General features: G+C 62.6%; 28 protein-coding genes and 1 pseudogene. 13 read left to right on the top strand and 16 right to left on the bottom strand.

Annotated features, from left to right (window positions below):
- Positions 1 to 13: 13 nt before the first annotated feature.
- Positions 14 to 1471 carry an exodeoxyribonuclease VII large subunit gene (gene xseA, locus I0K07_RS09575; protein ID WP_203292783.1) on the bottom strand — a complete coding sequence of 486 codons (1458 nt, stop codon included), beginning with the start codon at positions 1469 to 1471 and terminating at the stop codon, positions 14 to 16.
- Between the two features lie 103 nt (positions 1472 to 1574).
- Between xseA and purD the strand changes: the two genes are divergently transcribed.
- The 5 genes and pseudogenes from purD (at position 1575) to I0K07_RS09555 (ending at position 6582) form a co-directional block, all read left to right on the top strand.
- Positions 1575 to 2852: a phosphoribosylamine--glycine ligase gene (gene purD, locus I0K07_RS09570; RefSeq protein WP_203292780.1), complete on the top strand. Its 1278-nt coding sequence runs from the start codon at positions 1575 to 1577 to the stop codon at positions 2850 to 2852.
- Between the two features lie 84 nt (positions 2853 to 2936).
- Positions 2937 to 3614, top strand: a complete 678-nt coding sequence (locus I0K07_RS09565; protein WP_203292778.1) for a hypothetical protein — start codon at positions 2937 to 2939, stop codon at positions 3612 to 3614.
- Between the two features lie 221 nt (positions 3615 to 3835).
- A pseudogene (locus I0K07_RS16090) lies at positions 3836 to 3931 on the top strand (REP-associated tyrosine transposase); the annotation flags it as partial.
- 291 nt (positions 3932 to 4222) lie between these two features.
- Positions 4223 to 5521 (top strand): metal-dependent hydrolase family protein, encoded by a 1299-nt coding sequence (locus I0K07_RS09560; protein WP_203292776.1) that lies wholly within the window; start codon positions 4223 to 4225, stop codon positions 5519 to 5521.
- The gene (locus I0K07_RS09555; protein ID WP_203292774.1) at positions 5518 to 6582 is read left to right on the top strand and encodes a phosphotransferase; all 1065 of its coding nucleotides are present in this window, start codon (positions 5518 to 5520) and stop codon (positions 6580 to 6582) included. The genes I0K07_RS09560 and I0K07_RS09555 overlap by 4 nt, the downstream gene beginning before the upstream one ends.
- 102 nt (positions 6583 to 6684) lie before the next feature.
- On the opposite strand, the gene I0K07_RS15980 is transcribed toward I0K07_RS09555, so the two are convergent.
- From I0K07_RS15980 to I0K07_RS09545, 3 genes are all read right to left on the bottom strand, one after another.
- Positions 6685 to 6813 (bottom strand): hypothetical protein, encoded by a 129-nt coding sequence (locus I0K07_RS15980; RefSeq protein ID WP_275297506.1) that lies wholly within the window; start codon positions 6811 to 6813, stop codon positions 6685 to 6687.
- Between the two features lie 3 nt (positions 6814 to 6816).
- Entirely contained in the window at positions 6817 to 7050 is a 234-nt protein-coding gene (locus I0K07_RS09550; protein WP_203292772.1) for a hypothetical protein, read from the bottom strand.
- Positions 7051 to 7130: 80 nt separating this feature from the next.
- The gene (locus I0K07_RS09545; protein WP_203292770.1) at positions 7131 to 7544 is read right to left on the bottom strand and encodes a hypothetical protein; all 414 of its coding nucleotides are present in this window, start codon (positions 7542 to 7544) and stop codon (positions 7131 to 7133) included.
- A gap of 56 nt (positions 7545 to 7600) precedes the next feature.
- Between I0K07_RS09545 and I0K07_RS09540 the strand changes: the two genes are divergently transcribed.
- Together I0K07_RS09540 and I0K07_RS09535 are read left to right on the top strand one after the other, a co-directional pair.
- Positions 7601 to 8329 carry a sulfite exporter TauE/SafE family protein gene (locus I0K07_RS09540; RefSeq protein ID WP_203292768.1) on the top strand — a complete coding sequence of 243 codons (729 nt, stop codon included), beginning with the start codon at positions 7601 to 7603 and terminating at the stop codon, positions 8327 to 8329.
- Between the two features lie 4 nt (positions 8330 to 8333).
- Positions 8334 to 8912 carry a GNAT family N-acetyltransferase gene (locus tag I0K07_RS09535; protein ID WP_203292766.1) on the top strand — a complete coding sequence of 193 codons (579 nt, stop codon included), beginning with the start codon at positions 8334 to 8336 and terminating at the stop codon, positions 8910 to 8912.
- A gap of 8 nt (positions 8913 to 8920) precedes the next feature.
- Here the strand turns inward: I0K07_RS09535 and I0K07_RS09530 are convergent, their stop codons facing one another.
- From I0K07_RS09530 to tadA, 3 genes are all read right to left on the bottom strand, one after another.
- Positions 8921 to 9394 (bottom strand): hypothetical protein, encoded by a 474-nt coding sequence (locus I0K07_RS09530; protein WP_203292763.1) that lies wholly within the window; start codon positions 9392 to 9394, stop codon positions 8921 to 8923.
- A 106-nt stretch (positions 9395 to 9500) separates the two neighbouring features.
- Positions 9501 to 9836, bottom strand: coding sequence for a TfoX/Sxy family protein (locus I0K07_RS09525; protein WP_203292761.1), 336 nt, complete (start codon positions 9834 to 9836; stop codon positions 9501 to 9503).
- A complete protein-coding gene (gene tadA, locus I0K07_RS09520) occupies positions 9826 to 10308 on the bottom strand; it encodes a tRNA adenosine(34) deaminase TadA (RefSeq protein WP_203292759.1) in 483 nt (160 codons plus the stop codon). The genes I0K07_RS09525 and tadA overlap by 11 nt, the downstream gene beginning before the upstream one ends.
- 38 nt (positions 10309 to 10346) lie before the next feature.
- Between tadA and I0K07_RS09515 the strand changes: the two genes are divergently transcribed.
- Positions 10347 to 11417: a pseudouridine synthase gene (locus I0K07_RS09515; protein ID WP_338041052.1), complete on the top strand. Its 1071-nt coding sequence runs from the start codon at positions 10347 to 10349 to the stop codon at positions 11415 to 11417.
- Positions 11418 to 11420: 3 nt separating this feature from the next.
- Positions 11421 to 11981 carry a 16S rRNA (guanine(966)-N(2))-methyltransferase RsmD gene (gene rsmD / locus I0K07_RS09510; protein WP_203292757.1) on the top strand — a complete coding sequence of 187 codons (561 nt, stop codon included), beginning with the start codon at positions 11421 to 11423 and terminating at the stop codon, positions 11979 to 11981.
- Here rsmD and mutL read toward each other — a convergent pair.
- The 6 genes from mutL to I0K07_RS09480 form a co-directional block, all read right to left on the bottom strand.
- Positions 11978 to 13864 carry a DNA mismatch repair endonuclease MutL gene (gene mutL / locus I0K07_RS09505; RefSeq protein WP_203292755.1) on the bottom strand — a complete coding sequence of 629 codons (1887 nt, stop codon included), beginning with the start codon at positions 13862 to 13864 and terminating at the stop codon, positions 11978 to 11980. The two genes, rsmD and mutL, sit on opposite strands and share 4 nt — an antisense overlap.
- A 56-nt stretch (positions 13865 to 13920) precedes the next feature.
- Positions 13921 to 14463: a DUF3035 domain-containing protein gene (locus I0K07_RS09500; protein WP_203292753.1), complete on the bottom strand. Its 543-nt coding sequence runs from the start codon at positions 14461 to 14463 to the stop codon at positions 13921 to 13923.
- Between the two features lie 77 nt (positions 14464 to 14540).
- Positions 14541 to 15137: a signal peptidase II gene (gene lspA / locus I0K07_RS09495; protein WP_203292751.1), complete on the bottom strand. Its 597-nt coding sequence runs from the start codon at positions 15135 to 15137 to the stop codon at positions 14541 to 14543.
- Positions 15130 to 18105, bottom strand: coding sequence for an isoleucine--tRNA ligase (gene ileS / locus I0K07_RS09490; protein WP_203292749.1), 2976 nt, complete (start codon positions 18103 to 18105; stop codon positions 15130 to 15132). Before ileS ends, lspA begins: the two co-directional genes overlap by 8 nt.
- Positions 18106 to 18286: 181 nt before the next feature.
- Positions 18287 to 19243, bottom strand: coding sequence for a bifunctional riboflavin kinase/FAD synthetase (locus I0K07_RS09485; protein ID WP_203292747.1), 957 nt, complete (start codon positions 19241 to 19243; stop codon positions 18287 to 18289).
- A gap of 5 nt (positions 19244 to 19248) precedes the next feature.
- Positions 19249 to 19692, bottom strand: coding sequence for a MaoC family dehydratase (locus tag I0K07_RS09480; protein WP_203292745.1), 444 nt, complete (start codon positions 19690 to 19692; stop codon positions 19249 to 19251).
- A 125-nt stretch (positions 19693 to 19817) separates the two neighbouring features.
- On the opposite strand from I0K07_RS09480, the gene I0K07_RS09475 reads away from it, so the two are divergent.
- Both I0K07_RS09475 and I0K07_RS09470 read left to right on the top strand, forming a co-directional pair.
- Positions 19818 to 20204 (top strand): response regulator, encoded by a 387-nt coding sequence (locus I0K07_RS09475; protein WP_203292743.1) that lies wholly within the window; start codon positions 19818 to 19820, stop codon positions 20202 to 20204.
- 59 nt (positions 20205 to 20263) lie between these two features.
- Positions 20264 to 20959 (top strand): protein phosphatase CheZ, encoded by a 696-nt coding sequence (locus I0K07_RS09470; RefSeq protein WP_203292741.1) that lies wholly within the window; start codon positions 20264 to 20266, stop codon positions 20957 to 20959.
- A gap of 11 nt (positions 20960 to 20970) precedes the next feature.
- On the opposite strand, the gene I0K07_RS09465 is transcribed toward I0K07_RS09470, so the two are convergent.
- The 3 genes from I0K07_RS09465 to I0K07_RS09455 form a co-directional block, all read right to left on the bottom strand.
- Complete coding sequence (locus I0K07_RS09465) at positions 20971 to 21819, bottom strand: TIGR01459 family HAD-type hydrolase (RefSeq protein ID WP_203292739.1); 849 nt, start codon at positions 21817 to 21819, stop codon at positions 20971 to 20973.
- Positions 21820 to 21869: 50 nt separating this feature from the next.
- Positions 21870 to 23084: an EAL domain-containing protein gene (locus tag I0K07_RS09460; protein ID WP_203292738.1), complete on the bottom strand. Its 1215-nt coding sequence runs from the start codon at positions 23082 to 23084 to the stop codon at positions 21870 to 21872.
- 209 nt (positions 23085 to 23293) lie between these two features.
- Entirely contained in the window at positions 23294 to 23965 is a 672-nt protein-coding gene (locus tag I0K07_RS09455; RefSeq protein ID WP_203292736.1) for a YiaD family glycine zipper/OmpA-like lipoprotein, read from the bottom strand.
- A 385-nt stretch (positions 23966 to 24350) separates the two neighbouring features.
- On the opposite strand from I0K07_RS09455, the gene I0K07_RS09450 reads away from it, so the two are divergent.
- Positions 24351 to 24638, top strand: coding sequence for a co-chaperone GroES (locus tag I0K07_RS09450; RefSeq protein WP_203292734.1), 288 nt, complete (start codon positions 24351 to 24353; stop codon positions 24636 to 24638).
- 47 nt (positions 24639 to 24685) lie between these two features.
- Positions 24686 to 26332: a chaperonin GroEL gene (groL, locus tag I0K07_RS09445; RefSeq protein ID WP_203292732.1), complete on the top strand. Its 1647-nt coding sequence runs from the start codon at positions 24686 to 24688 to the stop codon at positions 26330 to 26332.
- Positions 26333 to 26421: the final 89 nt, after the last annotated feature.

Raw genomic sequence — 26421 nt, 5'->3', positions numbered from 1 at the left:
GATCAAAACCGGGTCAGAACAGGGTGCCCTGACCGGCCGGCGGCGTCTTGGCCTTGGGCTTCGGTTTTGGGCGCGGCTTCGCCGCTGGTGTTGGCGCGGGCGCAGAAGCTTGTGCATCCGATGGCGTCCCATCAATCACGGCCTTGCGACGTACATCCGCGAATTCCAGCTCAACAGCATTGCCGGCCGCCAGTGCCGCACCGGCACGGACAATGGCCCCGTCGGCATCGCGCACCACGGCAAAGCCGCGGTCCAGGATCTTGGAATAGTTGAAGGCCTCGATCCGGCTTCCCAGCATTTCCAGCCGGCGTCGCTGGTCGCGCGCGCTGCGCTGCAGGGCGGGCCCGAGACGCGCAGACCGGTCCGCGATGCGATCACGGCGCTGGCGGATATCCCGCCGCAGGGCTTCCGGTTTCAGACCCGCTTCCAACACGAGAAGCCGCGCGCGCTTTTCCGCGGCATTGTTGAGGAGGGCCGGGTCCAGCCGATCCGCCACCATGTCGAAGCGCTGGCGCTTCAGGTCCAGCAGGGCCTGGGGCCGTGGCAGGGCCCGCACCACACCGCGCAGCTCGGTCCGGCGGCGCTCGATATGACGCGACAGGCCGGAGACAAGGCGGGCCGCCAAAGCGTCGATATCGCTCTTCAACTCGGCACGAACGGGAACCGCCATCTCAGCCGCACCGGTCGGCGTCGGCGCGCGGCGGTCGGAGACATAATCGATCAGCGTGGTGTCGGTTTCGTGCCCGACCGCGGAGATCAGCGGGATCTCACTCTCTGCGGCGGCACGGACAACGATTTCCTCATTGAATCCCCAGAGGTCCTCGATCGAGCCCCCGCCCCGCGCGACGATCAACACGTCCGGGCGCGGCACCGGCCCGTCCACGGGCAGGGCATTGAAGCCGCGAATGGCCTCAGCGATTTGCTCAGCCGCCTTCTCGCCCTGGACGAGGACCGGCCAGAGCAGGACATGGCGCGGGAAGCGATCCTGCAGGCGATGCAGGATGTCGCGGATCACGGCGCCGGTTGGTGAGGTCACCACGCCAATGGTTTTCGGCAGGAAGGGAATGGGCTGTTTGCGCGCCGGATCGAACAGGCCCTCAGCCGCGAACTGTTTCTTGCGCTCTTCCAGCAGCGCCATGAGTGCGCCGGCGCCGGCCGGTTCCATGCTCTCGACAATCAACTGGTATTGCGAGCGGCCGGGATAGGTGGAGAGCTTGCCCTCGATGATGACTTCCAGCCCCTCTTCAGGGCGGAAGCGGAAACGGGCAGCCGTGCCTTTCCAGGCGATGGAGGCGATGACGGCGCGCTCATCCTTGATGTCGAAATAGACATGGCCGGACTTGGCCACCACGACCCGCCCCAGCTCGCCCCGAACACGCACATGTCCGAACGCATCCTCAACCGTTCGCTTGAGCGAACCGGCCAGTTCGGACACGGAGAATTCGTGGAGGTTTCCGGCAGGCTGTTCCATCCTGTCTCTGGTAGGATGCTTCCCGCATCTCCGCAACGGCCCGGCAGACTCGCGATTGGCGCAGGATTGGGTTAGGCAGGGCCGACGAATTCAAGAGGGTGACATGAAGGTTCTCGTTGTCGGGTCTGGCGGGCGCGAACACGCGCTGGTGTGGAAGATTTCGCAAAGCCCCCTGCTGACGGCCCTGCACGCCGTTCCGGGCAGCGCCGCCATCGAGGAATTGGCGACCTGCCACGACCTCTCTGTCTCTGACCTGGAGGGCCTGGTCGACCTCGCCAAGCGCGAATCGATCGACCTCGTCGTGGTCGGACCGGAAAACCCGCTGTGCGATGGTCTGGGCGACAAGCTGCGCCAGGCCGGCATCGCCACCTTCGGCCCGTCCAAGGGTGCAGCACGGCTGGAAGGTTCCAAGGCTTTCGCCAAGGATTTCTACGCCCGACACCATGTCCCCAGCGCCCGCTATGGCACCTTCTCCGACGCCGCCGAGGCCAAAGCCTTCCTGGACCAGTTCGAGCCACCCTATGTGCTCAAGGCGGACGGTCTGGCCGCCGGCAAGGGTGTGGTCATCCTGTCGGACCGCGCCGAAGCGGAATCGGAGATCGATGCTTTCCTGTCCGGCAAGTTCGGCGAGGCCTCGAAAACCCTTGTGATCGAAGAATTCATGCATGGCGAGGAAGTCTCGATCTTCGCCCTGTGCGATGGCGAGGATGTCCTGTTCTGTGGCGCAGCCCAGGATCACAAGCGCGTCGGCGAAGGCGATACCGGCCTGAATACCGGCGGTATGGGCGCCTATTCCCCGGCCCCGATCGCCACGCCGGACCTGATCGAAACCGCGATGAAAACGATCATCGAACCGGTGGCGAAGGGTCTCGCCGCCGAGGGCCACCCCTTCCAAGGTGTGCTGTTTGCCGGTCTGATGGTGACCCAGGACGGTCCCAAAACGGTCGAATTCAACATCCGTTTCGGCGATCCGGAATGCCAGGTCCTGATGTTCCGCATCGCGGACGACATCCTGCCCTATCTGCGCGCCACTGCAGACGGCACGCTGGGCGAGATGGAACCGCTGCAATGGACCCCGGAACCCGCCATCACCGTGGTCATGGCCGCCAAGGGATATCCGGGCGACTACAAGAAGGGCACGCTGATCGAAGGCGTCGACGCGGCCAACAAGATGGAAGGCGTTCAGGTCTTCGAGGCCGGCACATCCCGCGACAACCAGGGACGCCGGACCGCTGCCGGTGGCCGCGTGCTCAATGTCACGGCGTCGGGCGAAAGCCTGCACTATGCCGTGGACCGGGCCTATGCCGCGGTTGACCAGATCAACTGGCCGGACGGGTTCTGCCGCCGCGACATCGCCTGGCGCGCCCTGAAAACGCATTAGGCCGCGAGCCTGTCCGGACGCTGTATCACCGGGAAGATGGGTGCCGCGGCATGAGGCGGGCTGATGCCTTGCGAGCGTCCCTGCGTGGGCGCAGAACAAAGGGTGTGTATTCCTGTTTTTCCGAATTTCGTTTTGCCTTGGGCATATAACGCCGTATTTAAACTAGATGCGAATTATACTGCCAGGGATCAATGGAAAATGATGCCAATTGAATTTGTAGTTACATCAGATTATGAATCGAAAAAAAGTGCTATTTATGTATCTGATATAGCTGAAAGAGTTGTTAGCTTCTCGGAGGGGCGGGTCTTTTTATTAACTCTCCTTATTGTGAATGCTTTATTGTACCTTGTGCTTATTTATTTTGAAATTGCAAGCCTGTGGGCAGATGTTGCTATTGCCTTCAACGCCTCTCTTGCTTTGTTTGTAGTTATTCATAGGCATTTTCGTATTAGATTTTTTAAGGGAAGATTCTTTCATATTTTCAGCTTAATTGAAGGGTATTTGGAGGATTATAAGATTTCTATTTCAGATGATGGACTAAAGATCGAAGGAAATAGGGATTCGTTTGAAACTTCTTGGTCTTCGATCGTTCGTTTGGATTTAAAGAAATACGGATGCTTGCTGTCTTCTGCGTTTTTGAGTGTTTATGTTTCTTATGACGATGTTCCCAAGAGCTATTTTGTTGAGTTTGTTATCCCAAGCTGCACTAAATTAGAGGAAGGTAGACAAGGTAGTTATGCGATACGAGTACCCAATCCGTGAAAACCGGTGTGAAAGCCGGGACACACGTCAATTGTCGATGCTGCTTGGAAAAACAGGGACACACACCCATTAGTGGGCTTGGCATTCAGGCCCGCTTGAGCCAAGCCGATGCCTCGCGAGCGCCCCTACGTGCCCCGAATAAACAGTGACATACACCAATTTTCAGCCCCGCCCTACGCCCATAGGCTGCAAAAGTGGCGCGCTTGTCCCAATTTGCGAGCATGCCTCGCCAAGCGCGCATCATCCTTCCCGGCTACCCGCACCACGTCACGCAGCGTGGCAATCGGCGTCAGCAGACTTTCTTTGATGATGAGAACTAGGATTAAATGGTGTGTGTCCCGATTTCTCAGGGTAGTTGGTGTATACCTGTGTTTTACATCCCGCGACAGCCAAGGCCGCCGCACCGCCGCCGGTGGCCGCGTGCTCAACGTCACGGCCTCGGGCGAAAGCCTGCACTATGCCGTGGACCGGGCCTATGCCGCCGCGACATCGCCTGGCGCGCCCTCAAAACACATTACGGTTTAAGCGCGTTAGCCGTTCCCGGCATTTGACTTCCCGATGGGCATGATCAAGCTTCCCCCCACGTATTTTCTGGGGAGAGAGACGTCATGCTCAAATCTGCCATTTCCGCCCTGGCCCTGACCGCTGCTGCCGGTCTGGCGCAGGCACAGGACGCCGCCGACGAGGCGCCGCTGACCGTCATCCATGCCGGCTGGCTGCTGGCTGTTCCAGGTGAAGCGCCGCTTGAGGACCAGTCCATTCTGGTGCGTGGCGACCGGATCGAAAGCGTGGAAGCTGGCTTTGTCAGCCCGGAGGGCGCGACCATTGTCGACCTATCCGACGATTATGTGATGCCGGGCTTCATCGACAGCCATGTGCATCTGCAATCGGAACTCGGCCCGGGCCGGCGCTTCAATGACTTCACGCACTCGGCAGCGGATTTTGCGTTTGACGGCGCCGTCAATGCCCGCACCACCCTGCTCGCCGGCTTCACGACGGTTCAGGATGTCGGCGGCAATTTCGAAGCCAGCCTGGCGCTGCGGGACGCGATCAATGATGGCGATGTACCCGGCCCGCGCATGCGGATCGCCGGCAGCGCCGTGACGCCGACGGGTGGGCATGCCGACATCAACGGCTTCTCGCTCGACGTGCTGCACATGTTTGCGTCGGAAACCGCCTGCAATGGCCCGGCCCAGTGCCGCGAAGCGGTTCGCACCCTGATCCGCGGCGGTGCCGATGTGATCAAGATCACCGCCACGGGCGGCGTCCTCTCCGACACGGCTGCCGGGGTGGAACAGCAATTCTTTGATGACGAGCTGGCGGCCATTGTGGAGTCCGCGCACATGATGGGTCGCCGCGTCACCGCGCACGCCCATGGTGTGACCGGCATCAATTCCTTCCTGGAAGCCGGTGGCGACTCGATCGAGCACGGTACCTATCTGGACCGCGAGTCGATCCGCCTGATGCGCCGCAATGGTGCCTATCTCGTGCCGACCGTTCTGGCCGGTGTCACCGTGGCAGAACTGGCCGAGACGGCGGACTTCATGACAGACAATCAGCGCGCCAAATCGCGCGAAGTGGGTCCGGTCATGCTGGACATGGCGCGCCGGGCCCATGAGGGCGGCGTGACCATTGCTTTCGGGACCGATAGCGGCGTGTCCCGCCATGGCCTCAATGCCCGCGAATTCGAACTCCTCGTTGATGCCGGTCTGACGCCGATGGAAGCCATTGTGACGGCCACGATCAATGCTTCCCGCCACGTCCAGATGGATGAGGTGATCGGCACGATCGAAGCCGGCAAGTTTGCCGACATCGTCGCCGTAGACGGCAATCCCCTGGAAAACATCTCGGAATTGCGCGACGTCGATTTCGTGATGAAGGGCGGCGAGGTTTATCTGGGCGAATGAGCGAGATCGACGACCAATTCTCCGGCACCAAACAGGTTGCCGATGCCCTCGCCTTTGATGAAGGCGCCCTGGCCCGATGGATGAGTGCGAATGTGGACGGCTATGCCGGCCCACTGAGCGTCAGCCAGTTCAAGGGCGGACAGTCCAATCCGACCTACAAAGTCTCCACGCCTGAGAAGGGCTATGTCCTGCGACGCAAGCCGCCGGGCAAGCTGCTGCCGTCTGCCCATGCCGTTGACCGCGAGTTCGAGGTGATGAGCAAGCTTGGCGCCGCCGGCTTCCCGGCTCCGGCCATGCAGGGCCTGTGCATGGACCGCGATGTGATCGGCACGGAATTCTACGTCATGGATTTCGTGGAGGGCCGGATCTTCTGGGATCCGCTTCTGCCCGATCTGGACAAGTCGGAACGCGGGCCGATCTACGACGCGGCCAATGCCACACTGGCGCATCTGCATTCCATCGACCCGGTCGCAGCCGGCCTCGGTGAGTACGGCAAGCCGGGTGATTATTTCCAGCGCCAGATCGGCCGCTGGTCCAAACAATACCGGGCCGCCGAGACCAGCACGATCGCGCCCATGGACAATCTGATCGAGTGGCTGCCGCAGGCCGCGCCCGAACAGGAACGCACCAGCGTGGTCCATGGCGATTACCGGCTGGACAATATGATCTTCCACCCCACCGAACCGCGCGTCATCGCGGTGCTGGACTGGGAGTTGTCGACGCTGGGCGATCCGCTGGCGGACTTCACCTATCAGCTGATGGGCTGGGTGATGCCGCAGGAAGTGCGCAATGGCTTTCTGGGCATTGATCTGGAAGCCCTCGGCATTCCCTCGATCGAGCAATACACACAAGCCTATTGCGAGCGGACAGGGCGGGACAGCATCCCCGAGCTGGACTTCTACTTCGCCTACAATATCTTCCGCCTCGCCTCGATCGTACAGGGTGTCTATGCGCGCTCCCTGCAGGGCAATGCGTCCAATTCCCGGGCCCAGGAAATGGGCGCGGCCGTCGTGCCGCTGGCCGAAGCGGCCTGGGGTTTTGCGAAGAATGCCGGGGCCTGATCAGGCATCATGCGATAGCTCACGCGTCCGCGCCTTGATCCGGTGCGGACGCAGGTCTTCAAACTGGCATGGTCGCGTGGCGGCAATACACGGCACAGGGGCTCAGGCGCCAGACCTGTCCCGGTTTTCGGACGTCTTCGCCTTTTGCTTCTTCTCGACCCAGCTGGCCCACACGACGACGACAACGGCGAGCGCAGTGAACACACCGAGCGGCCAGATCGTGACGTCCATCAGCTAGTCCTCCACCCTGTCATATTGTCCGAGATGCCTTGCAATATAGGCGTTGAGCACCAGGAGAACAATTCCGAACCCCAAGCTCCAGGGGTTCACCTGGTCACCCGAGGCGAAGACCGACACCCCGATTGCGCCCAGCCCGGCCGCGCGTGTCGACTGTTCCCAGCTCTGCCAGACGGAGCGATTGGGACTGAAGGCCAGACGCAAGCGAAGCAGGCTCCGCCAGAAGGTCATGACACGCTTTTTGACGGCTCCCCACATACAACAACTTATAGATGTTCCTGTTGTGTTCCGCAAGCGGGTCAGAACCGGTATCAGCCCATGACATGGCCCAGCCAAGGCGCCATCAGGGCCAGACCGACGACCAGTTCGAAACCGACCGAAAAGAGATTGTAACCGGTACGGGTCTGGCGCTTGTCGTGATCGAGGAGAATGGAGGTCGTGCGGCCGATCGCCATGCCGAGCCAAGCGGCCCCTGCGGCAAATCCCGTGGCAATGACGCTGGCCATTCCGGCCTGGGCCTGCATGGCGATGGTCAGCAATACCGCACCATGGAGGAGGAGAAGCCCGCCGCCATAGGTCGCCCGGAACTCGGCCCAGCCTCCAGGCTTGGATGAGGGTTGCAGCCGGACGACTTTGGCGCCCCAGGACGGGCTGATCAGGCTGCCCAACCCCAACGCGCCGCCCACAACAGCTGCGACTCCACTGACAATCACCGTAACGGACATGGTCTTCCCCTGTATGTTCGCCCTCAAGAAATAGGCGTTTTTCAAACGAGACAAGCATGCCCCTGATCCTGCTCGCCACTTTTGTCACGGCTTTCATCTCCGGCGTGTTCGGGATGGCTGGCGGGCTGATCCTGATGGGCGTGCTGGCGCTTGTGCTGCCCGTCGCCTCCGCCATGGTGGTTCACGGCGTGATCCAGAGCGTCTCCAATGGCTGGCGCGCTGTCCTGCACTATAAATGGATCGACTGGCGCATTCTGGGCATCTACCTGCTGGGCTCGGCCAGTGCGGCAGCCCTCCTGGTTTTCATCGCCTTCGAACTGGACAAGGCCTGGCTCTTCATCGTGCTGGGCCTGGTGCCGGGCGTGATCTGGCTACCCAAGACGCTGATCCATTTCGATGCCGCCCGGCCGGTCCATGCCGCCTTGTGCGGCTTCATCGTGACGGGCCTCAACACGGTCGCCGGCGTCTCCGGCCCCCTGCTGGATGTCTTCTTCGCCGACACCGAGCGCGACCGGCGGTGCATCGTGGCGACCAAGGCGGCGACGCAGGTCATCGCCCACGCGGTAAAGATCGGCTATTACATCCTGCCAGCCTTGGCCGCGAACGCCCTGCCGAATGCGCAATGGCTGCTGGTCGCCGCGCCGCTGGCCATTCTCGGCACGACGCTGGGCGCGCGTTTCCTGGCCATGATGAGCGATATCCAGTTCCGCCAGTGGACGAAATTTATCGTCAGCGCGATCGGTCTCGTCTACATCGTGCGCGGCCTTCTTCTGCTGGCAGGATGACGGAATGCAGATTTCACCGCGCGTGCTCGAAAACACTCATGTCCGGCTGGACCCGCTGACCGAGGCCCATCGCGAAGCCCTGCGGCCTTTGGCGCAGGAGGCGGAGATTTGGGCGCTGACCTCGCTGCGCGGGGATGGCGAGCATTTTGATGACTGGTTCGATCTGATGCTGGCCAACACGCTCTCCGGCACGCAGATTTCCCATTGCGTAACGGACCTCAAAACGGGTCAGCCAGTGGGCCATACCGCGCTGCTCTCCATCGTGCCGGAACATGCCCGCCTGGAGATCGGCTGGACCTGGTATGGCGCACAGGCGCGCGGCACGAAAATCAATCCGGCCTGCAAACACCTGCTGATGGAACGGGCCTTTGCCTGCGGTGCCGAACGGGTGGAACTGAAGACGCATCACAGGAACCTGCGTTCCCAGGCCGCCATGACCAAGATGGGGGCGACGCGGGAGGGCACGCTACGCCGGCATCTGAAATGCTGGACCGGCGAATGGCGGGATACGGTCTGGTTTTCGGTCCTGCGGGAAGAATGGCCCCGCGTGAAGGCAGGGCTGGAGGCCCGGCTGAACGCCTGACGGGCTGACTAGCCTTGGCAGGTCAGCGGTGCGCCGAGGATGCGGCCTTCGCTGATTTCCAGCTCGACTTGATCCATGATGACATCATCGGACTGTGCAGCGTAGACGACCAGATCCGCCGGAACGCCCGGCATCAGGATGGTCCGGCGCGCGGACGCCGAACCGGACGCGCCGGTCGACGTGCGAATGAAAATGGCCCCCGTCGACGCCGGAGCTTGCGAACGCGGGCGCACGATAGAGCCCGGACGATGCATCACGGTCACAGCCTGAGCGGTTTCCAGCATCAGGCCTTCGCCGATGGCGGAGATCCGGCCCTGCTCGATGAAGATGTCCTGGTGGTCCCAGCTGCCCGAGGCATCGACGATGGTCACATCCTGGATCAGCAGGGGCGCGTCGGCACACACCGTGGTGTTCGCCTGCGCGGCAGCTCCCGCGGAAAGGGCGAGGACGAACCCGGTCACGAATTTGGTCAGTGCACGCATGATGCGGACGCTCCAGAGCTTCAGGCCCCTATTCGTCCGCGCACTGATTCAACTCAAGACAAGGTTTTATGACAGGTTCCATCATACGGAATTTGTCGAAATACCGTCAGGGCTTGGGCGGCAATGTCCGGACGAAGGCGAGGCTCGTGGATATCCAGTCTGACAAGGCGTCATCATCCAGATCTTCCGGCCCGTCCAGCGTCACCCAGCCGGTCATGACACGGCCCGTGACATTCATTTCACGAGCGCCGGGTTTGGCCAGGTTTTCGGCATAGGCATCCGGTCCGACGCGGACATGCATCTCGCCCTGAACCAGTCCGCAGCCCATATGCCCGCCCATCAGGAAGGCGATCCCGCCGAACATGCGCTTGCGGACCGGATCAGCCCCCTGCATCCGCAATTCGGCTTCCAGCCGGTCTGCCAGGTCCGGATCAAACGCCATCGCTCTTCGCCTTGCGTCTTGCCCTGAAAAAGGAACGCAGCAAGTCCGCGCTCTCTTCGGCCAGAATGCCGGAGGTCACTTCGGGACGCCAGTGGCAGGTGGGCTGTTCGAAAAAGCGCGGACCATGGGCCACGGCCCCACCTTTCTCGTCCGGCGCGCCATAGATGACACGCCCGATGCGCGCATGGCTGATGGCGCCAGCACACATGGCGCAGGGTTCCAGCGTGATATAGAGCTCCAGCCCGGTGAGCCGGTAATTGCCAAGCTTTTCGGCACCGCGCCGCAGGGCAAGGATTTCAGCGTGGGCGGTTGGATCATGGCCGGCAATCGGCGCATTATGGGCCTCTGCAATGATCTCGTCCGTGGCCGGATCAACCAGAATGGCACCAATCGGCGCTTCGCCTGCTTCAGCTGCCGCATGAGCAAGGCGTAGCGCTTGTTCCATAAAACGTGTATCGCGCAGGTCCGTCATCTGCGGCGGGTTAGAGCGACCGAGTGAAAGGGTCAAGCGTGAGCGAAAACGAAACCAGCGAACGCATCGCCAAATATCTGGCGCGCGCCGGTGTGGCTTCGCGCCGTGAGGTCGAGCGCATGATCGAGGATGGCCGCGTCCGAGTGAATGGCAAGAAGCTGGACACGCCCGCCTTCAAGGTCTCTGCCGCCGACCAGATCGAGGTCGATGGCAAGCGCGTGGACCCGCCGGCCGCGACCCGTTTGTGGCGCTATCACAAACCCGCCGGACTGGTGACCACCCATGCCGACCCGGAAGGCCGCGAGACCGTGTTCGACGCAATTCCGGATGATATCGGCCGGGTCATTTCCATCGGCCGTCTCGACCTGACCTCCGAAGGCCTGCTCCTGCTGACCAATGATGGGGCCCTCGCCCGCGCCCTGGAATTGCCCTCGACCGGCTGGATGCGCCGCTATCGCGCCCGCGCTTTCGGCACGGTCGACCAGGCTGCCGTGAACAAGCTGAAGGCCGGCGTCACGGTCGACGGGATCAAGTATGGCCCGATGGATGTCGAGATCGAACGCGAGACCGGCTCCAATATCTGGCTCAATGTCGGCATTCGCGAGGGCAAGAACCGTGAGGTCCGCAAGGCACTCGACAGTGTCGGCCTGCGGGTCAACCGGCTGATCCGGACCGCCTATGGCCCGTTCCAGCTGGGCGATCTGGCGCGTGGCGAGATCAAGCCGGTGCCGGGACGCGTGCTGAAGGACCAGTGCGGCCATCTCGTCGAGATCGCCAGCACGACCGGTGAAGCCGTCGCCAAGAAAAAGCCACAACGCCCGGGCCGCAAACCCATGGGCCGGAAGATGGGCGGTCCGGGTCAGCCCGGCCTGCCGCGCGAAGCGGAAGATCTGGACGGTGCCAAACCGCTCAAGCGCTCGCGCGGTCGTCCCGCGCCGGCTCGCGGACGCGCATCCGGCGATGCGCCACGCCCGAATGGCCCAGCCCGAGCGGGCGGCCCATCGCGGTCAGGCGGCCCTTTACGTTCAGGCGGGCCGTCCCGCAGCGGTGGACCTTCCCGCACCGGCGGACCGGATCGCGGGCCACGCAAGCCGCGCGGGGGCCGCTAGGCCATGCGGGTAGTCGGCGGAAAGTTCCGCAATCGCGCGCTTGTCGCGCCGAAGGGCCGGTCCACCCGTCCGACCTCGGACCGGGCGCGCGAGAACATGTTCAATGTGATCGAGCATGCCGAGTGGTGCCCGCCCATCGAGGATGCCCGGGTCATCGATCTCTATGCTGGTTCCGGCGCGCTGGGCATTGAGGCTGTCTCGCGGGGTGCCGCCTTCTGCCTGTTCGTGGAAATGGCCGCCGAGGCGCGCGGGGCGATCCGCACGAATGTCGACACGCTGCAGCTGTTCGGGAACACCCGTATCCACCGCCGCGACGCCACCGCGCTGGGCGAGAAACCCTCCAATCTGGGCGCGCCCTTCAACCTGGTCTTCCTGGACCCGCCCTATGGCCATGATCTGGGCCCCAAGACGCTGAGCAATCTGCTCAAGGGGAACTGGGTCAGCGAGGATGCCGTGGCGGTGCTGGAAGTCGGTGTCGAGGAAGAGCCGGAAACGCCGGGCTGGGAGGCCCAGGTGGTCAAGGAATACGGCGCGGCGAAGGTGCTGTTCCTGACGCGGGCCTAGCGCCGCCCGAACAGGCGTTCGATATCGCTCAGCTTGAGCTCGACATAGGTCGGGCGGCCGTGATTGCACTGGCCGGAATGGGGCGTGGCTTCCATTTCCCGCAGGAGGGCATTCATTTCCTCGCCGGTCAGGCGGCGGCCGGAGCGGACGGAGCCGTGACAGGCCATCGTGCCGACCACGTCTTCCAGCTTTTCCTTGAGCGAGAGCGCCTGGTCATATTCGGCCAGATCGTCGGCGAGATCGCGGATCAGACCCTGGACATCGAGCTTCTTCAGAAGGGCCGGTGTTTCGCGTACGGCGATGGCACCGGTGCCGAAAGCCTCAATGACCAGGCCGAGTTCTTCCAGTTCCTCGGTGCGCTCGAGCAGGCGGCGGGCTTCGTTCTCATCGAGATCGACGATTTCCGGCACGAGGAGTTGCTGACGCTGGACGCCGGTTTCGGCGATCATCTTCTTCATGCGCTCATAGACGAGGCGTTCATGGGCGGCATGCTGGTCGACAATGACGATCCCGTCCTGCGTCTGGGCGACGACATAGGTCTCGTGCAATTGCGCGCGGGCGACACCGAGCGGCCAGTCCGGCGGCGGCGCTTCGGTCGGCGCGGAGGGTGCGGCTGCGCCTGGTTGGTAAGCGACATCAGCCGGCGGAACAAAGCCCGGCATGTCCGGTTCGACGCGGGCCGACATGCCTGGATCGAAGACCCGGTCCTGGATGGGTTCGGCGGGACGTCCCCAACCGGCGACCTGACCGGCAGCCGACTGGTAATGGCGCGGCCCGTCCTGGAAGCCTTCCGGCCGGGCGCGGCCCAGGGCAAAGCCTGACACGGTGGTCGAGGCCCGGTGGCCTGCCGCTGCCAGGGCATGGCGCAGCGAGCCGACGATCAGGCCGCGCACGAGCCCGGAGTCCCGGAAGCGGACTTCGGCCTTGGCCGGGTGAACATTCACATCCACCAGATGCGTGGGAAGGTCGACATTGAGCGCCACGACCGGGTGGCGGTCCCGGGCGAGGAAATCCTGGTAAGCGCCGCGGATCGCCCCGTGCAGGAGCTTGTCGCGGACCGGGCGGCCATTCACGAAGAGATATTGGTGCTGGGAAGAGCCGCGCGAGAAGGTCGGCAGGCTGGCGAAGCCGGAAACGCGGATGCCCTCGCGCTCCTGGTCCACCTCCAGGGCATTATCCCCGAAATCCGTCCCCAGCATGGCCGACATGCGCGCCTTGCGGGCTTCGCTGTCATCACCGCGCTCGGCCGCGACGGAGAAGCGCTTGCGGCCATCCAGGGTGAGGAAGAAGCCAACATCCGGCCGCGACATGGCCAGGCGTTTGACGACATCGGAAATCGCCTGGTTTTCCGAGCGCTCGCTCTTGAGGAATTTCAGACGGGCGGGTGTGGCGTAGAAGAGGTCGCGCACTTCGATCCGCGTACCGCCACGCCCCAGCGGCGCGGCCGGTGCCGTGCCATGCGTCTTGCCGCCCTCAACGGCGATAGTGAAGGCATCGCCCTCCCCTTTCGCCTGGCTGGTGATGGTCAGGCGCGCAATCGAGCCGATGGAGGGCAAGGCCTCGCCTCGGAAACCCATCGTGCCGATATTGAGGAGATCATCCTGGCCATCCTCACCAACGGGAAGCTTGGACGTGGCATGGCGTTCAATGCAGAGCGCGAGTTCCGCCTCGCTCATCCCCTTGCCGTCATCCTCGACGACCAGGCGGACCAGGCCCCCACCCTCGGCGGTGATATCGATCCGGCGGGCGCCGGCATCCAGCGCATTCTCCGCCAATTCCTTGATCACGGAAGCGGGACGCTCGACGACTTCGCCCGCCGCAATGCGGTTGACGGTCTCCGGCGGCAGGCGGCGGATGATGGGTTGGGTGGCGGTCAAAGACATAGGGCCAGCCTCTTGGCTGGCCCCGAGTCGGTCAAGTGCGGACACCTGTCCAGGTCTTAGAGACCCGGCAGTTTCGGCAGCAGACGACGATCGCGTTCGATCTCGACATCACCACCACCGGTCACATTCTGGATGCGCTCCTGGCGCTCGGCCTCGGCTTCAGCGTCCAGCGGGGTCGCATCGACCGGCGGCTGATACTCGCCATCGCGCCAGAACAGGATCTGGTCGGCAAAGCTGCGCGACTTGCGGACCACGCCCGCCGTCTCGCCATCAATGATGGAGCGGATGAAGGGATCGGCTGCACCACCACCCGCCTGGGCGACGAGCAGGGCTTCCCCGTCGGACCCGTCAAAAGCACCGCTTTCACCCAGAAGGGCGGCACGGGCCTGCTGGTCCGGATAGATTTCGTCAGGGCGCGGCTGGCCCGGGGCCGGCGGACGCAGATTATATTCCGGCGGAACCGTCAGCGGCGCGATCGTCACCGTGCGGAATTCGTCCGGCGTGGTCCGGCCGGACGCCAGAATCTGCGGAGCGCTGGAGCACCCGGACAGGGTGATGGCGGCACCGGTGAAGGCAATAAGGGCTGTACGCAAACGCATCTGGACGTAACTCCGTGGATTGTTGCTGTCAGTATAAGCCAAGACCGGGCCCAATCGCCAGCCCGCATCCCACCCGTTCAACGCGTGCTTTCGGATTTCCGGTCGCTGAGCAGCATGTCCAGGATGATCGCGGCAACACCGAGATTGATCCCGACATCGGCGATGTTGAAGACATAGGGGAAATGGATGTCCGAGAAATTCAGGAAATCCACCACGGCGCCGTAGAGGCCCCGGTCGATCGCATTGCCGACAGCGCCCCCGATGATGAAGCCGAAAGCCGCGCCCTGAAGCGGGCGCAGGGCCTTCAACGGCCCCGTCTGGAACAGGCCGGCCAGAAGGCCGGCGGCGACGGCCAGGGAGAAGGTGATCAGGACGAGCCGGCCAACCCAAGTATCCGCTCCGAACAGGCCGAAGCTCACACCCTTGTTCCACACCATGGTGAGATCAAAAACCGGTGAGAGTTCGATATGGCCGCACGTATTGGCCATCACCGCCCGTTCCGCCGGCTCCGCGCGCTGGAAATCCAGGCAGCCGGGCGGCGAGAAATTGAGACGGTCCAGCACCAGGTATTTGGTCAACTGGTCGAGGGCGAGAATCCCGCCCGCCAGCGCCAGACCGATCCGGGTGACCGGCTGGCTCAGGCGCTGGCGAAACGCGGCAAGGCCATCAGCCATTCCGGGCATCCCAGAAGGCCACGGCATCGGCATCGCGCGGTGTCACATCCGGATAACGCGCATCGGAACCGATCGCCGTGGAGTATTTCCACGAGCGGGCGCATTTCTTCCCTTCGGCACGACCCGGCACGACGGCGATATCGGCGACATCATCAAGCCGGAAAGCCTCACCGTCCGCCGCACCGTCCACCAGATAGGCCTGGCTGGTGATGGTGATCTCGGCGAGGAATTCATCGACATCCCCGCCCGGGGCTTCCGAGGCCATCGCCGACCGATAGACCGGGTCCGTGATGTGGACACGCGGTGCCGCCTCCAGGGAGGACCCGATCCGCTTTTCACGACGTTCCACTTCCAGCGCCCCGTTCACGACGCGACGCAGGCGACGAATGGTGCGCCAGTTCTCGGCCAGGGCCCCATTGTGCCAGCTGGACGGCGTTTTCGGATAGGTGCGGAAATGCACGCTGTCATCTTCGGACGGGAAGCGGCTGAGCCAGACTTCTTCCATCGTGAAAGGCATGATCGGAGCGAGCCAGGCCGTCAAACGCATGAAGACTTCATGCATGACGGTACGGCAGGCCCGGCGGCGATCACTGTCCGGCCGGTCGCAATAAAGACTGTCCTTGCGCACATCGAGATAGAAGGCGGACAGGTCGACCACGCAGAAATTGAACAGGGCGGCATAGACCTTCTTGAAGTCATAGGCGGCATAGCCGGACTTCACGACCTCATCGAGCTCCTGCAGACGGTGCAGCACCCAACGCTCCAGCGACGGCATGCGATCCACCGGGAGGTGCTCCACGGTCTCGTCATATCCGTGCAGGGCCCCGAGCAGATAGCGCATCGTGTTGCGCATCTTGCGATAGGCATCGACGGAGGTCTGAAGGATTTCCTCGGAGATCCGCAGATCATCCGTAAAGTCCTGCGCGGCGACCCAGAGGCGCATGATCTCGATGCCGTATTTCTTGGCGATTTCATTCGGGGCGAGGACATTGCCGAGGGATTTCGACATTTTGCGGCCATCGCCCGCCATCACGAAACCATGGGTCAGCACGGCGTCATAGGGTGCCCGGCCGCGCGTGCCGCAGCTTTCCAGCAAGGAGGACTGGAACCAGCCACGGTGCTGGTCGGAACCTTCAAGATACAGATCCGCCGGCCATTTCTGGTCAGCCCGCGGCTCCAGTGCAAAGGCATGGGTACAGCCGCTGTCGAACCAGACATCGAGAATGTCGGTGACCTTCTCATAGCTGTCCGCATCGTATTCGGAGCCCAGGAATTCGGCGGACGGGCGTTCAAACCAGGCATCCGCGCCGTCGGCCTCGACCGCTTTCACGATGCGCGCATTGACCTTGGGATCATTGAGCACGCGGGTCGTGCCCTTCTCGACGAACAGGGTGAGCGGCACGCCCCAGGCGCGTTGGCGTGAAACCAGCCAGTCCGGGCGTTGCTCGACCATGGAGCGGATGCGGTTTTCGGCCACTGAGGGCGTCCAGCCGGTTTCGGAGATCGACTTCAGGGCCTTCTCGCGCAGCGTGCCGCCCGATTTCATCGGCCGGTCGATCGCGACGAACCATTGCGGCGTATTGCGGAAGATGACCGGGGCCTTGGACCGCCAGGAGTGCGGATAGGAGTGTTCCAGCCGGCCACGCGCCAGAAGCTGGCCAGACGTGATCAACTGGTCGATCACCGCCTTGTTGGCCGGCCCTTCCTGGCCCTGTTTCTTGCCATCCAGACGGATGATGTGCAGGCCTGCAAAGAGAGGGATGTGCTCGTAATAGGCACCGTCCGCGCCGACGACATGCGGCACGGCCTCGTGCTTGTCATGCCATTCCGGGAAGGCCATCCAGGCAACATAGTCTTCCGCACCATGGCTGGGTGCGGTGTGGACGAATCCGGTACCGGCTTCGTCCGTGACATGCTCACCGGGCAGAAGCGGGACCGGATAGCTCCAATACTTGTCGGCTTCGGCCAGCGGGTGCGAGCAGACAAATCCGGACGGGTCGACGGTCTCAAGACGCTCGGCATTGACGATCTTCGCAGCCGCTGCGGTCTCTTCCCACAGGGCATCGGCCACGATCAGGAGATCGCCCGGCGCCGCCCAGGGCTGGAAATCCCCGCCATCAACGCCGACCACCTTGTAGAGGCCATAGCTGATTTCCGGCGAGAAACAGATCGCGCGGTTGCCCGGGATCGTCCAGGGCGTGGTGGTCCAGATGACGACACTTGCGCCGATGCAGGATTTCGGCACAGCCGAACCATCCTTGCGCACACCGCGCAGCGGGAATTTGACGTGGATCGTGGTGGAGACCTTGTCGTGATACTCCACTTCGGCTTCCGCCAGGGCGGTCTGCTCGACCGGCGACCACATCACCGGGGCAGAGCCGCAATAGACCAGGCCCTCTTCCACGAATTTCAGGAATTCCTCGACGATCCGAGCTTCGGCGTCGAAGGACATGGTCAGATAGGGATCATTCCACTCACCGGCCACGCCGAGACGCTGGAATTCCTCGCGCTGAACATCGATCCATTCGGACGCGTATTTGCGGCACTCGGCCCGGAATTCCTGTTTCGGGATATCGTCCTTGTTTCGGCCCTTGGCGCGGAAATTCTGCTCGACCTTCCACTCGATCGGGAGGCCGTGGCAGTCCCAGCCCGGACGATAGGGCGCATCCAGGCCGGCCATCTGGCGTGACCGCACGACAAAATCCTTGAGGATCTTGTTCATGCCGGTGCCGATATGGATATGGCCGTTCGCATAGGGCGGACCATCATGCAGAACGAAACGCTCCTGCCCTTTGGAACGGGCGCGCAGCTGTTTGTAGATATCCAGCTTGGCCCAGCGCTCCAGCCATTCCGGCTCTTTCTTGGGCAGGCCGGCGCGCATCGGGAATTCGGTGGTCGGCAGGAAAAGCGTGTCTTTGTAGTCGCGAGCGTCGGCAGTCTGGCCGTTCTCGTGCGAATTATCCGTCATCGGATCATGTCCTTGCGGTGGGGGTCATCTCAGGGTTCAAAGCGGAACATCTCCCGGCACCGCCTGGATCACCCCAAGCGGGCCGGGCTGGTAATTCGCCCCGTCTTCAACGCGGAGAAGAGAGCCGCGCGGCGGTTGAGACCGTGTCTATTGACCATGGAAACGCGTGTAACAGAGCCCGTCAGGCCGGTCCAGTTGAAGGGCCAGATGGAGCCGCCAGCAGGCGGCGGGCCTGCGCCGCATCCTCGGCGATTTGCGCCTTCAGGGCGTCCAGCCCGTCAAACTTGCGTTCCGGACGGATGAAAGCCTGAAACTCGACCTCCAGCGCCTGGCCGTACAGATCGCCTGCAAAATCGAACAGGTGGACTTCCAGCAATTCACTGAGGCCATCCACCGTCGGGCGTTTGCCGAAATTGGCGACGGCATCGACTGCTGCATCCTGTCCCGGCAGGCCCACCCGGACGGCATAGACGCCATAGGCCGGACGGACGAAATCACCCAGATCGATATTGGCGGTCGGGAAGCCGATCGTGCGACCCCGCTGGTCACCCTTCTGGACGATGCCCTCGATGGCCCAGGGCGTGCCCATGAGTTCGGCGGCCGCCTTCATGTCGCCATCCAGGATCGCCTTGCGGATCCGCGTCGAGGACACTTTGTCAGCCCCATTGCCGTGCAAGTCGGCAAAGGCGGTCTTGATCCCGCGCGCTGCGCACAGGCGTTCCAGCTCACCGATCGTGCCAGCCCGGCCTGCGCCGAAGCGGAAGTCGGATCCGGTGACAACACCCTTGATACCCAGCCCCTCATCCAGCACGTCGGCGACAAACTGCTCCGGCGTCATGGCGGCCATGTCCGCCGTGAAAGGCAGGATGTGGAGGCGTTCCACGCCCAGCGATTCCAGCGTCCGGTTGCGGCGATGCTCGCCCATCAGGCGGAAGGCTGGCGCGTCCGGCGCAAAGAAACGGCGCGGATGCGGATCGAACAGGGCCACGCCGAGCGGCGCGTCGAGCGTCTCCGCCAGACCGCTGGCCAGCGCAATCACGTGGCGGTGCCCGTGGTGCACGCCATCGAAATTGCCCAGCGCGACGACCGAGCCTCGGCCATCATCGGGAATGGACTGGAAACCCTGGAAAACCTGCATGCGGATCAATCGTCGGCTTTGCGGCGGCGCTTGCGGACCATGACTTCGGCCTCGGCCTCCATCGTTGTCTTGTCACCCACGGTGCAGATGCATTGCATCACGGCCTTGCGGGATTTCAGATCGACCGACTTCACCGTCACGCGGGTCGTCACTTCGTCACCGATACGGGTCGGCAGGAAGAAACGCATGTTCAGGCCCAGGAAGATCGCGCCCGGTCCGGGCAGCTGGTTTCCAAGCACGCCGGAAATGAATGAGGCCACCAAAGCACCATGTGCAATCCGGCCCCGGAATGGGGTCGAACGGGCAAATTCCTCGTCCATATGCACCGGATTATAGTCGCCGGAGACTTTTGCGAACAGATCGAGGTCTTCCTCGGTAACCGTTCTAACCGCCTCAGCCGATTGGCCAATTTCCATTTCTTCCAGGGCGATACCGCGCACTTCTGCCATGGGCGACTCCATCTTTGTAACCGCTTTAACCGATTTTTATCCGCGAATGTCTAGGGTCCGTGCTGAAGACGGCGGAACAAGCCGTCCTTATGTGTGTAAACGCGCCGAGTGGATGGAGACTACATATGGCTGTCGAGATGACGATGCCTATCCTGGTTGTTGACGACTACAAAACCATGATCCGCATCATTCGCAACCTTCTCAAGCAAATCGGCTTCGAGAATGTGGATGAAGCGGCTGATGGCCAGGAAGCCTATCAGAAAATGCAGGAAAACAAGTACGGTCTGGTCATTTCCGATTGGAACATGGAACCGATGACCGGCTATGAACTGCTGCAAAAGGTCCGTGCTGACGAGAGCATGAAGGCGACGCCCTTCATCATGGTCACCGCCGAATCCAAAACCGAAAACGTGGTCGCCGCGAAGCGGGCCGGTGTAAACAATTACATCGTGAAACCCTTCAACGCCGGCACCCTCAAGGCGAAGATGGCCGCAGTTCTGGGCGACTTCTAGTCGAAACCCCCGTGAACTGCCCCAACCGCCCATTGAGTTCGCTAAGGAAGGAGGGCCCCATGCCCGCCGCCAATGTTGCAGCGCAAGTTCGCACGTCCCTGGCGTCACTGAAAGCCAGCGACCTGCAGGATGCGCAGATCATGGAAGTCCTGAAGCTGGCCCACCAGCTGACGGATACGATGAAGCTGTTCTTCAGCTCTCTCGACCAGTCGATCTGCCAGGAATTCAACTACATCGCCGACTATATCTCGCGGACCCGCGACGAGATTGCGGCGCTGCGTCCCAACGACATCAAGACGGAACGCATCCCGTCTGCCGGCGTAGAGCTGGAAGCCGTCGTCGGTGACACGGAAAAAGCAACCGAGACCATCATGAGCGAGGCCGAGGCCGTGCTCTGTGAGGACTCCACTGACTATGATGAGTATCGGGCCGCCGTCGAGGCGCGCATGATGACCATCATCGAAGCCTGTTCCTTCCAGGACCTGGCCGGACAGCGTGTGTCCAAAGTGGTCAACTCACTGCGTCACGTGGAAAGCCGCGTCGCCCGCTTTGCCGAGGTGATGGGTGTCCGCGATGCCGACGGCTTCGAATCCGAACAGGAAAAAGCCGAACGCGAGCGCAACGAGAAAAACCTGCTCAACGGTCCCGCTCTTGGCGGTCCGGAAACGAGTCAGGACGACATCGACGCGATGTTCGCCGAGGCCGGCAGCGTGCCGGATCTCGACCAGTCCTCGATCGACTCCCTGTTCGACTAGGACACGCGGGACTACCAGACGAGTTTCGGCGCCAACCAGCGCGCCGAAACCCCATAACCGTCCAGTGCGCGAGCGACAGCTTCTCCATCGAAGCTGTCGCTTTTCACATTGGCGCCCAGAATACCGTCCGCGATGAAAAGCGCATCAATCCCGATACGGTCAGCCCCGGCGACATCGGTTTCCGGACCGTCGCCGATGGCCAGGGTCCGGCCCAGATCAACCGCGAAGCCTGCGGCTTCCAGAGCGGACCGGGCCAGATCATAGATCGGCTTGTGCGGCTTGCCCGCCACGATGGAACGCCCGCCCATCTCGCGATACATGCGCGCAATCGCGCCCGCGCAATAGATCAGCTGGTCACCGGCCTGAACGACAATGTCCGGATTGGCACAGACCAGGTCGAGACCACGCGACAAAGCCGATTCGAGCCGCTCGCGATAGTCTTCCGGCTTTCCATTCCAGTAATCGTCCGGCCCGGTACAGGCGATGAAGTCCGCCTCCCCGACATCGACGAAATCCAGGTCGAGCCCCTTGAACAGGCTGTGATCCTCGTCCGGTCCGATATGCCAGGCCTTGCCCGGCACGCGATCCACAAGTTCGCTGTGGATGGCATCACCGGATGTGACCATGGCATCCGTCGCATCATCCGGCAGCCCCATCTGGGTCAGAAACGTGTTCAGGCTGGAACTGCGCCGCGGGGAGTTGGAGACGAGACAGACGGCACCGCCGGCCTGGCGGAATGCGCGCAAGGCCTCGACCGCCTCGGGCAGCAAGGCACGACCGTCGCGGATCACGCCCCAGACATCGCAATACAGGGTGTCATAATGCTCCCGCAGCGGAGCCAGATGCGCAGCTTGTGTCATGCCGCGCTTGAAGCAGCCACTTGCGACGGCGTCAATCGGCCTGCAGGAATTTAGCTGACGAGACGCAGGCCGGCCGGCTGGGCCGCTTCTTCGAGCACCTCATCGCGCACCGGGCGCGGCTCTCCGAAGAGATGGCCTTCGCCATAGGCGACATCCAGTTCGAGCACTTCGACCACAGTGGCCTCGTCCTCGATCTTGTCGACAATCAGGTCGATGCCGTGACGCGCGAAGAGACCGGCGAGGTCCTCGTGGGAAATCGCCCCCGGTTCATATCCGGCAATCGGCTCGTACTCATTGATCGCGCTCAACAGGCGCTGGCCGCCAATCTTCACGAAACGCACGCCGGCGCGCTCCATCGTTTCCAGGTCGAGATCGACGTGCTGGATCTGGTCAACGGAGAAGCGGAAACCGAAATCGGCCATGCGGGCCATATTGCGGGCGGCGACGGCGTCGCGCTCTTCAAAGGCGCGCTGGGAAATCTCGAAGATCAGCGAACCGGCGAGGTCCTTGTTCTGGCGGACGAAGTCGAGGAATTCCGGGAAGAAATCCTCATCCGACAGCGAGTTCAGCGAGATATTGCAGAAGATGCCGACCTTGCGGTCCTGGCCGGTCAGACGGCGCACGATCTGGACACACCGGAAGAGGAGGAGATTGTCCACCTCGGTCATGATGCCAGCCTGTTCAGCGGCCTGGATAAAGGTGGCCGGAGCAATCACACGGCCCGTCGTGTCGCGCAGCCGGGTATAGCCTTCATAGAAAGCGATGCGGCGCTGCGGCAGGGTGACGACCGGCTGCAAATAGAGGTCAACGCGATTGGCCGACAGTGCCTCGCGGACGATCTCGATATCGATACCGGCTTCAGCCGTCTCCGTCTGGACCGGCTTGCCATCCATACCGGCCGGACCACCAACGCGGCGCACAAGGTCTTCCAGGACACGGACTTCATGGACCAGGGCATTGTCCCGCTCGACGGCCTCTGCTCGCAGATCATCGGTGATCTCGTCCAGGCGTTTCTGGGCGGCCTCGAACTCCTCGGCCAAGGCCAGGTTGGAGGCTTTGAGATTGTGGATTTCCTGTTCCAGCGCCCGGCGCTCCTGGGTGCGCGACGCCGCGGAATGCGCCATGCCGGCAACGATGAAAACGATCGCGCCCATCATCCAGGCCGTCATGGTCGGCATGAGGCCGAGCCGTTCAAAACCGATCGCGGCCACAGTCGCAATCGCGACATAGGTCATGAGGATAAGAATATCGAGCGCGCGGGGCATGGCGGTCTTCCAGACAGCGAATCGTCACATGGGCTTGAAGGTTAAGCTGTGTCGGGCCCGGTTGTCGTTTGGTTAACGAAGGTAAACCCTATTGAGGGGTTTCTTATCTAACTTATTGAAGTTTCAGGCCATGCATAAAATAAAGCGGCCCGCACACAGGCGGGCCGCTTCAGACGTATTTCAATGTCACCGCGACGAAATCGCGGGAATTACGACGCAGCGTGCGGACGGATGAGGATTTCCACGCGGCGGTTCTGCTGCCGGCCATAGGCGGTGGAATTGTCCGCAATCGGCGAGCGCTCGCCCATGCCCGCGACGTAGAACCGGTCGCGCAGCACGCCCTGGGCAATCAGGTAGTTCGCGACGGAAATGGCCCGTTGTTCCGACAGGGTCTGGTTATAGGCGTCCGGACCGGTGGAGTCGGCGTGACCGACGACGTCGATATAGGTCGCCGGATAGCGGTTCAGCACGGTCGAGACATCATTGAGGATGCCATAGAACTGGCCCTGGATATCGGAGGAGTTGGTGGCGAAGGTCACGTCGCCCGGCATGATCAGGCGCAGATCATTGCCCTCACGGCGGACGCCGACGCCCGTATCGGACAGGGCCTCGCGCATGGCCGCTTCCTGGCGGTCCATGTAATTGCCAATGGCGCCACCAGCCAGGGCACCGATACCGGCGCCGATCAGCGCATTGGTCCGGCCTTCACTGCTGTCGCTGGTATTGGTGAGATAACCCAGGGCCGCGCCAGCAGCAGCCCCGATCAGGATACCGCGTCCGGTATTGTTGGCGCGGGTTTCGCCTGTGTAGGGATCCGTGGTGGTACAGGCGGTCATTGCCACCAGGGCCGTGACAGAGACGGCGGCAGTGCGGAGTTTCATGGGTATACCTTCTCAGCGATGCAACTAAACGGATCATAGCCTGAAATGTGACAGGCATTCCAACGCCAATTGGACGCAGGTGAAGATGAACGCAGGCTGACTGGTATTCCGTCGCTGACTCCTGCGGCCCCGACTCGCAGGCACCGCGCCTGGGCGCTAATGAATGCCGTGACCCAAGGGGTGTGCCGAACCGATTTCTCCTGCAGCGCAGCGCGATCGGGGATTCCGGCCCGCGCGGCACCGCCTGCAAAAAAACGCACCCGCCGCCCCTTGACGCTCCCTCACCCGCCCCTTATCTCCGCCGCTGTTAGCAGTCGGCTGGGGTGAGTGCTAACGCACCCCGGTCCTGCAGAAATCACAGTCCTCTTGCTGGAGAAGAACCAAGATGACCTTTCGTCCTCTGCACGACCGCGTGCTGGTGAAGCGCGTCGAAGAAGAGTCCACGACCAAAGGCGGGATCATCATCCCGGACACCGCCAAGGAAAAGCCGCAGGAAGGCGAAGTCGTCGCTGTCGGCGGCGGTGCCATCAAGGATGACGGCTCTGTCCGTCCGCTCGACCTGAAAGTCGGCGACCGCATCCTGTTCGGCAAATGGTCCGGCACCGAAGTCACCCTCGGCGGTGACGAGCTCCTGATCATGAAAGAGTCCGACATCCTCGGTGTGATGGCCTAACCGGCCCGTCCACCCAGCGATCCACTCAGAACAACGGAACCAATCCCATGGCTGCTAAAGACGTATTTTTCGGTTCTGACGCCCGCGAGCGCATGCTGCGCGGCGTCGACATCCTCGCCAACGCTGTGAAAGTCACGCTGGGCCCGAAAGGCCGCAATGTCGTGATCGAGAAATCCTTCGGCGCTCCGCGCACCACGAAGGACGGCGTTTCCGTCGCCAAAGAAATCGAGCTGACCGACAAGTTCGAAAACATGGGCGCCCAGATGCTGCGCGAAGTCGCGTCCAAGACGAACGACATCGCCGGTGACGGCACCACGACCGCCACGGTTCTGGCCCAGGCCATCGTGCGCGAAGGCATGAAGTCGGTGGCTGCCGGCATGAACCCGATGGACCTGAAGCGCGGTATCGACAAGGCCGTCGCCCTGGTCATCGAAGACATCAAGGCGATCTCCACGCCGGTCAAAGACAGCGGTGAAGTTGCCCAGGTCGGCACCATCTCCGCCAATGGCGCTAACGACATTGGCGAAATGATCGCCAAGGCGATGGACAAGGTCGGCAAGGAAGGCGTCATCACGGTCGAGGAAGCCAAATCCCTCGAAACCGAGCTGGACGTCGTGGAAGGCATGCAGTTCGACCGCGGCTATCTGTCCCCGTACTTCATCACGGATGCGGACAAGATGCAGGCCGAGCTGGAAGAGCCCTACATCCTGCTGTTCGAAAAGAAGCTGACCTCCCTGCAGCCGATGCTCCCGATCCTGGAAGCCGTGGTGCAGTCGGGCCGTCCGCTGCTGATCATCGCGGAAGATGTCGAAGGCGAAGCCCTGGCCACCCTCGTGGTCAACAAGCTGCGCGGTGGCCTGAAGATCGCCGCCGTGAAGGCTCCGGGCTTCGGCGATCGCCGCAAGGCCATGCTGGAAGACATTGCCATCCTGACCGGTGGCCAGGTCATCTCCGAAGATCTCGGCATCAAGCTGGAAACCGTCACGCTGGACATGCTGGGCTCTGCCAAGCGCGTCAACATCACCAAGGACGACACGACGATCGTCGACGGTGTCGGTGACAAGGCCCAGATCGAAGCCCGCGTCTCGCAGATCCGCAAGCAGGCTGAAGACACCTCCTCCGATTACGATCGCGAGAAGCTGCAAGAGCGTCTGGCCAAGCTGGCCGGCGGTGTCGCCGTGATCAAGGTTGGCGGTGCCACCGAGATCGAAGTGAAAGAGAAGAAGGACCGCGTCGACGACGCCCTGAACGCCACCCGCGCTGCGGTGGAAGAAGGCATCGTCCCGGGCGGTGGTGTGGCCCTCCTGAAGGCCACGCTGAAGCTGGCCGGCCTGGAAGGTGACAACCCGGATCAGACCCAGGGTATCGCCATCGTCGCTCGCGCCCTGCAGGCTCCGATCCGCCAGATCGCCACGAATTCCGGCGTTGAAGGCTCCATCGTGGTCGGCAAGGTGCTGGAAAATGACAGCGCCACCTTCGGCTTCAACGCTCAGACCGAAGAATACGGCGACATGCTGTCCTTCGGCGTGATCGACCCGGCCAAGGTTGTCCGTACGGCTCTACAGGATGCGGCCTCCGTCGCCTCCCTGCTGATCACCACGGAAGCCGCCGTCGCCGACGCTCCGAAAGACGAGTCCGCTGCTCCGGCCATGCCGGACATGGGCGGCATGGGCGGTATGGGCGGCATGATGTAATCATCCGCCTGAGCCCAGCTCAGACAAGAGAGGCCCGCTCCGATCAATCCACCCGCTTTGCCTATTCCCCCCCGGTCCGGGGGGGCGGG

Source organism: Maricaulis parjimensis (assembly GCF_016817355.1).
GTDB lineage: Bacteria > Pseudomonadota > Alphaproteobacteria > Caulobacterales > Maricaulaceae > Maricaulis > Maricaulis parjimensis.
Note: the sequence above shows the minus strand (reverse complement) of the source record. Positions and strands in the feature narration are given on the sequence as shown.

Bases quoted from the DNA above. Each gene is read 5' to 3' on its own strand.
- xseA (WP_203292783.1), bottom strand. From the start codon at position 1,471: ATGGAACAGCCTGCCGGAAACCTCCACGAATTCTCCGTGTCCGAACTG.
- purD (WP_203292780.1), top strand. From the start codon at position 1,575: ATGAAGGTTCTCGTTGTCGGGTCTGGCGGGCGCGAACACGCGCTGGTG.
- I0K07_RS09560 (WP_203292776.1), top strand. From the start codon at position 4,223: ATGCTCAAATCTGCCATTTCCGCCCTGGCCCTGACCGCTGCTGCCGGT.
- I0K07_RS09555 (WP_203292774.1), top strand. From the start codon at position 5,518: ATGAGCGAGATCGACGACCAATTCTCCGGCACCAAACAGGTTGCCGAT.
- I0K07_RS15980 (WP_275297506.1), bottom strand. From the start codon at position 6,813: ATGGACGTCACGATCTGGCCGCTCGGTGTGTTCACTGCGCTCGCCGTT.
- I0K07_RS09550 (WP_203292772.1), bottom strand. From the start codon at position 7,050: ATGACCTTCTGGCGGAGCCTGCTTCGCTTGCGTCTGGCCTTCAGTCCC.
- I0K07_RS09545 (WP_203292770.1), bottom strand. From the start codon at position 7,544: ATGTCCGTTACGGTGATTGTCAGTGGAGTCGCAGCTGTTGTGGGCGGC.
- I0K07_RS09540 (WP_203292768.1), top strand. From the start codon at position 7,601: ATGCCCCTGATCCTGCTCGCCACTTTTGTCACGGCTTTCATCTCCGGC.
- I0K07_RS09535 (WP_203292766.1), top strand. From the start codon at position 8,334: ATGCAGATTTCACCGCGCGTGCTCGAAAACACTCATGTCCGGCTGGAC.
- I0K07_RS09530 (WP_203292763.1), bottom strand. From the start codon at position 9,394: ATGCGTGCACTGACCAAATTCGTGACCGGGTTCGTCCTCGCCCTTTCC.
- I0K07_RS09525 (WP_203292761.1), bottom strand. From the start codon at position 9,836: ATGGCGTTTGATCCGGACCTGGCAGACCGGCTGGAAGCCGAATTGCGG.
- tadA (WP_203292759.1), bottom strand. From the start codon at position 10,308: ATGACGGACCTGCGCGATACACGTTTTATGGAACAAGCGCTACGCCTT.
- rsmD (WP_203292757.1), top strand. From the start codon at position 11,421: ATGCGGGTAGTCGGCGGAAAGTTCCGCAATCGCGCGCTTGTCGCGCCG.
- mutL (WP_203292755.1), bottom strand. From the start codon at position 13,864: ATGTCTTTGACCGCCACCCAACCCATCATCCGCCGCCTGCCGCCGGAG.
- I0K07_RS09500 (WP_203292753.1), bottom strand. From the start codon at position 14,463: ATGCGTTTGCGTACAGCCCTTATTGCCTTCACCGGTGCCGCCATCACC.
- lspA (WP_203292751.1), bottom strand. From the start codon at position 15,137: ATGGCTGATGGCCTTGCCGCGTTTCGCCAGCGCCTGAGCCAGCCGGTC.
- ileS (WP_203292749.1), bottom strand. From the start codon at position 18,105: ATGACGGATAATTCGCACGAGAACGGCCAGACTGCCGACGCTCGCGAC.
- I0K07_RS09485 (WP_203292747.1), bottom strand. From the start codon at position 19,243: ATGCAGGTTTTCCAGGGTTTCCAGTCCATTCCCGATGATGGCCGAGGC.
- I0K07_RS09480 (WP_203292745.1), bottom strand. From the start codon at position 19,692: ATGGCAGAAGTGCGCGGTATCGCCCTGGAAGAAATGGAAATTGGCCAA.
- I0K07_RS09475 (WP_203292743.1), top strand. From the start codon at position 19,818: ATGGCTGTCGAGATGACGATGCCTATCCTGGTTGTTGACGACTACAAA.
- I0K07_RS09470 (WP_203292741.1), top strand. From the start codon at position 20,264: ATGCCCGCCGCCAATGTTGCAGCGCAAGTTCGCACGTCCCTGGCGTCA.
- I0K07_RS09465 (WP_203292739.1), bottom strand. From the start codon at position 21,819: ATGACACAAGCTGCGCATCTGGCTCCGCTGCGGGAGCATTATGACACC.
- I0K07_RS09460 (WP_203292738.1), bottom strand. From the start codon at position 23,084: ATGCCCCGCGCGCTCGATATTCTTATCCTCATGACCTATGTCGCGATT.
- I0K07_RS09455 (WP_203292736.1), bottom strand. From the start codon at position 23,965: ATGAAACTCCGCACTGCCGCCGTCTCTGTCACGGCCCTGGTGGCAATG.
- I0K07_RS09450 (WP_203292734.1), top strand. From the start codon at position 24,351: ATGACCTTTCGTCCTCTGCACGACCGCGTGCTGGTGAAGCGCGTCGAA.
- groL (WP_203292732.1), top strand. From the start codon at position 24,686: ATGGCTGCTAAAGACGTATTTTTCGGTTCTGACGCCCGCGAGCGCATG.